The organism is Bradyrhizobium sp. Ai1a-2 (assembly GCF_000426245.1).
Taxonomy (GTDB): Bacteria; Pseudomonadota; Alphaproteobacteria; order Rhizobiales; family Xanthobacteraceae; genus Bradyrhizobium.
Genome location: NZ_AUEZ01000173.1, coordinates 1 through 5,160, shown reverse-complemented (window position 1 = coordinate 5,160; position 5,160 = coordinate 1). Strand labels below are relative to the sequence as shown.

The 5,160-nt window shown below is 58.0% G+C and carries 3 protein-coding genes and 3 pseudogenes; 5 read left to right on the top strand and 1 reads right to left on the bottom strand.

Annotated features, from left to right (window positions below; all coding sequences use genetic code 11):
- From K288_RS48875 to metC, 4 genes and pseudogenes are all read left to right on the top strand, one after another.
- A pseudogene (locus K288_RS48875) lies at positions 1-350 on the top strand (transposase); the annotation flags it as partial.
- Positions 307-567, top strand: a complete 261-nt coding sequence (locus K288_RS55325) for a group II intron maturase-specific domain-containing protein (RefSeq protein ID WP_244443479.1) — start codon at positions 307-309, stop codon at positions 565-567. The pseudogene K288_RS48875 and the gene K288_RS55325, both read left to right, overlap by 44 nt.
- A gap of 240 nt (positions 568-807) precedes the next feature.
- A pseudogene (locus tag K288_RS0142400) lies at positions 808-1,293 on the top strand (IS630 family transposase); the annotation flags it as partial.
- Positions 1,294-2,145: 852 nt separating this feature from the next.
- Complete coding sequence (metC, locus tag K288_RS0142395; protein WP_051335053.1) at positions 2,146-3,378, top strand: cystathionine beta-lyase; 1,233 nt, start codon at positions 2,146-2,148, stop codon at positions 3,376-3,378.
- A 176-nt stretch (positions 3,379-3,554) separates the two neighbouring features.
- On the opposite strand, the gene K288_RS0142390 is transcribed toward metC, so the two are convergent.
- Entirely contained in the window at positions 3,555-3,944 is a 390-nt protein-coding gene (locus K288_RS0142390) for a transposase (protein ID WP_027584756.1), read from the bottom strand.
- Here K288_RS0142390 and K288_RS48870 point away from each other — a divergent pair.
- Positions 3,937-4,953: pseudogene (locus K288_RS48870) on the top strand (IS5 family transposase); the annotation flags it as partial. The gene K288_RS0142390 and the pseudogene K288_RS48870 sit on opposite strands and share 8 nt — an antisense overlap.
- Positions 4,954-5,160: the final 207 nt, after the last annotated feature.

Genomic DNA, 5,160 nt, shown 5'->3' with positions numbered 1-5,160 from the left:
ACTATGTTATCGAGCATTTGGCCGATGACGATGCGGTGCTGGTGATCGACGAGACTGGCTTTCTCAAGCTGGGCAAAGCGTCATGCGGAGTGGCGCGGCAATACACTGGTTCGGCAGGCAAGATTACGAACTGCCAGATTGGTGTCTTCGTCTCCTACGTTTCGCGTCATGGCCATGCGTTTATCGATCGCGCGTTATATCTTCCGAAGGAATGGACCGACGATCCAGACCGCCTGGAAGCCGCCTATGTGCCCCGCGACGTCGGTTTTGCGACCAAACCAAAGCTTGCGACGAGAATGATCGCACGTGCCATGGCCGCGTCTGTCCCATTCAGGTGGGTTGCTGGCGATTTCTAGCTATCCACCGTCCGTATCACGCGGCTATACGCCTGCGGCCAGCCCCACAGCACTGAAGGCGAGGCGGGCGACGATCAAAAGCTTGAACATTCCGCGGCAAACGCCGGGGAGGCTGGCTGAAATCGCCCAACAGCTCAATCCGCTCCTTCGGGGATGGATAGCCTATTACGGTCGCTTCAGCCGTTCGGCCCTGTCCACTCTGGCTGATTAAGTCAACCGGAAACTCAGGGCGTGGATCATGCGTAAGTTCAAGGGCTTTCAGTCCCACAGGACGCGTGCCAGTCTCTTCTTGAGAAAGCTGGCGCGGCAAAATCCCCGACTGTTCGTGCATTGGAAGGTGTTCGGAACGAATACGTTTGCCTGATGGGAGCGGTGTGAATCGAGAGGTTCACGCACCGTTCTGCGAGAGGCCGGCAGGTGAAGTTCCTCCGGCCTACTACTCACTCACCCGTGGACCAGGACCAATATGGCGCCATTGCGGGGATGGGCGCCGCGCGGGCACAGACTTCCCGCCAAGGTTCCCCACGGCCGCTGGAAGACCATGACCTTTCTGGCGGCCCTGCGCCATGACCGGATCGATGCGCCATGGTTCATCGAAGGGCCGATCGATGGCGTCAGCTTTCGCACATACGTCGAGAAGGTTCTTCTGCCTGTCCTTCGACCCGGCGATATCGTCGTCTTGGATAACCTCGGCAGCCACAGGGGCAAAGCAGTTCGCAAACTCATCCATTCGGTCGGCGCCAAACTCTTCTTCCTGCCAAAATACTCGCCTGACCTGAACCCGATCGAACAGGTCTTTGCTAAGCTCAAGCACCTACTCCGCAAAGCTGCCGCGCGAACCGTCGACGCGGTCTGCACCGCTATCGGCCACGCACTTGATGCCTTCACCGCCGATCAATGCGCCAACTACCTCAAAAATTCAGGCTATCGAACTTAATGCCATCACGCTTTAGCGTGAGACGCGTCATTTCTCCCGTCAATTGCAAATGGAACTCGTCCGAACTCCTTCAGGCCAAGGTTGTTATGCGGCACAATTCGGCGCGGCGAGGCCATTTCTTGTGCTGCGCTCTTTCGTTACACCAAGCGTTCTGATCGAAATGGGGTTCGAATGCGGCCGATGAGCGTCTTCTGCGATCGGACCGCCATCATGCCCAGATCGTGATCGTCCTTTGTACAGGCATAAGATCTGCCTATCGTTTGCTCGTGTACGAGCTCGCTGAACTTTGACGCGAGGACCGAAGGCTGAGTCGGCTGCTGTTTCCGCGAGATTGCTGCGATGGCTTGCTATGACATTGGCCACAACTATCTTGACAAGCAAGGCGAATGAGTCCGGAAGCTGTCAGGATGGGTCCTAGACATGACGCGTTTGCTTTCGGACAATAGTACGCGGGTCCGCCCTGATTTCGAGCTCTCGGCAAAGTCGCCACGCACGGCCACATGCGCATTTGGCCCGGCTCTTGCTTCAATTGCTGCGCAATAGTTTTGCGGCGGCTTGGCAAGGGCGATGAAATGCGAGCGCTACTGGTGACTATCATGCCGATCTTACGAACGCCCTTGAAGGACGCTCTTTGCGATCTCGGCATTGATGGACACGCACTCTCAGATCAAAACGCACTGAGCGATTTTGCTCTAATCAGAGGTGGGGTCGGTTCCGCAGCGCAAAGCAAAAAAGAGGGCTGATTGGGGAGCCATTGGTGTTGTAAAGTCGTGCTCGCGCTCTGGTTGAAGCAAAGCAGCTGATGACTATCACTGTTGTTGGGCCTGGCAATGGCAACGCGATAGAGGAGTTATGAAGTACCTGAACGACGGCAACAACCTATTACAGACCGAAACCCGACTCTGTCATGTCGGTCGCAATCCCGATAAACATGCGGGGATGGTCAATGTGCCCATCTATCGCGGCTCTACAATCCTATCTGAAACCCTGGAAGAATGGCAGTCGCGGAAAGGCTGTCCGGTAGCCAGTTACGGGCGCTTCGGCTCGCCGTTATCTCGCGCACTCGAGGCGGCCGTTTGCGAATTGGAGGGTGGCTATCGTTCCATCCTATTCCCATCGGGCTTATCTGCTTGCACACACTCCCTTCTTGGGATGCTAAAAGCAGGCGACCACCTGTTGATCAGCGATAGCGTCTATCAGCCTATGAGAATCTTCGCAGACCAAGTCCTTACGAGACTTCACATAGAAGTGCAGTACTTCAATCCGACGCAAGGTTCGGCGCTCTCTGCGAAGATCAAAGAAAACACCCGGGCCGTTTATCTGGAGTCTCCTGGATCCCTGACCTTTGAGGTTCAGGATGTCCGCACACTCGGCGCGATTGCGCATCAATCTGACGCGCTCGTGATCATGGATAACACCTGGGCGACGCCACTTTATTTCAAGCCTTTCGAGCATGGCGTGGACATCTCGATCCACGCCGCTACCAAGTATATCGTTGGTCATTCCGACGCCTTACTTGGCATTGCGACTGCGAATAAGGCCGCATGGCCCGCGCTACAGTCGAGTGCTCATCACTTCGGAGAGATTGCTGGGCCAGATGATATTTATTTGGCGCTGCGGGGACTTCGCACGCTAGCGGTTCGCATGAAACAGCATTGGGACAATGGCCTCAAGCTGGCGCAGAGCCTGCAGACCCATCCGGCTGTCGACAAGGTCTTGTACCCAGCGCTTCCGAACGATTCCGGCCATGAACTTTGGAAACGGGACTTTTTAGGGGCAAGCGGGCTGTTTGGAGTCGTGCTGAAGCCGATGTCATGGCCTCAACTTTCGGTTTTCTTCAACAGCCTGCGGCTTTTTGGCATCGGTGCGTCCTGGGGCGGGTATGACAGCCTCGTGCTCCTGGTTGATCCACCATCGGAACGAACGGAAGCGCCGCGCGCGTTCGAAGGACCGTTGATTCGCATTCATGCGGGCATGGAGGACGCGAACGACCTGATCGCGGATATGCATTACGCACTGCAAGCGGCCGGTGAGGTTGAGGGTGGGCGGGTCGTTTGCCGCGAGGAGGGCGCGACGACTGGCTGACTGCAAAACGTGCTGAAGACACCAGCGATCTGGAACAGGAGTGGTTTGGCGAGGGTGGCCCCGTGTCTCTGCAGTCGAACGTAAGCGGTGCGAGTTCACACGTCTCGCTGATCTTGACAACGGCGTTCAAGAGCTGCGTTTGAAGCGGGTCGGCATCCAGTGAAGCCGCAGACCGTTCAAGAGCGCAGGCCTGATGGCGTACCAGTCCTGTTCGGTCCCTGCAGAAGGTTCGGCATCGCGTGCTGAGTGCTGGTCGGCATGGCGCAAGATCGACCGTAGCATGAGATCACCATCGCCGCGCAACAGCGGCGCCCGATTCCAATCGGCCGGATCGAGCGCTCCACGATATTGGTGTCCGGCTCAAGCCGGCCATCGTCGAGGAACAGGTCCTTCGTGAAGAATGCAGATCCACCTGAACGATAGACAGAATTTGTCTCGACAAAGTATTCGATTTTGCAGGAAAGCTGGGTGTTGAACTTGGCTTTCTTGCGTTTTGGGGTTTTGCTCTTGAGCGATTCGTGATTCCCTGACAGCGGATCATCGGCATTGGAGAAGGCGATGAGCAAACCGCGGGACGATCGCCAGAAAGACCTGCTATTTCCGGCGCGGATCAAATCATCGATATGGGCCATCTGCTGGTGCGGTTGGCGGCACTGATCGACTGGAAGTTTTTGGATGAGCGCTTTGGTTCGGTGTGCCAAACAGGGCCGGGCAGCCTGGACTGCCGACGCGCCCTGTCGCCGGCCTGTTCATTCTGAAGCACATGCACAACCTGTCGGATGAGGTGCTGTGCGCCCGCTGGATCGAAAATCCCTACTACCAATACTTCTGTGGCAAGCTTCTGCCACCGGCTGCCGCTCGATCGATCATCGATGACACGCTGGCGCCAGCGGCTCGGCGAGGAACAGCTCGTCGCGCTGATCCAGGAAAGTCTGGCGGTGGCGCACAAGACTGGGCGCCATCGGCCCTAAGGACCTGGAACGAGTGGTGGTCGATACCACGGTGCAGCCCAAGGCCGTCGCGCATCCGACCGACGCGCGGCTGATGCATCGAGCCATCATCAAGCTTGTCGGGCTCGCCAAGCGAAACCGTGTGCCGCTGCGCCAGAGCTACCTGCGCCTGGCCAAGCGCGCCGCCATCATGGTCGGCCGCTATACCCACGCCCACCAGTTCAAGCGCGCCCGGCGCCAGCTCAAGTTCCTGCGGACGCGGCTTGGCGGGATCAACCGCGACATCCGCCGCAAGATTGATGGCGATGCGGTGCTAGAAACTCGCCTCGGCCCGCTGCTCGGTTTAGCGCAGCAGGTGCGCAGCCAGGATCAGCATCAACGCGGTTCGAAGGTCTATGCGTTACATGCCCCTGAGGTCGAGTGCATCGGTAAGGGGACAGCCCGCGCACCTTACGAGTTCGGGTGCAAGGTCAGTATTGCCACCCCCGTGACGTCTCCGAAGGGCGGCCAGTTCGTGCTCCATGCCAAGGCACTGCATGGCAATCCCTTCGACGGGCACACGTTCGGCCCTGTGATCACCGACATGGATAAGCTCACCGGCGTGGAGGCTCGCCGCATCAACCTGCTGCTACGATGGCGCGCAGTCCTCTTGCGTGCCATCATCTTGGTGCTCGCCCCGGCTCAAAAGATCGCTTGAATCACCATTCGCCCGCGTTCTTCACGGGGGGACGAACAGGACCAGGCCGCTCCAGTGATTGAGCGTGTAGTCGATCGCCGCGAGCAACGACGAATGGATCGACAACCCATCCCGGGTCGCCTCGAGCCGTACCTT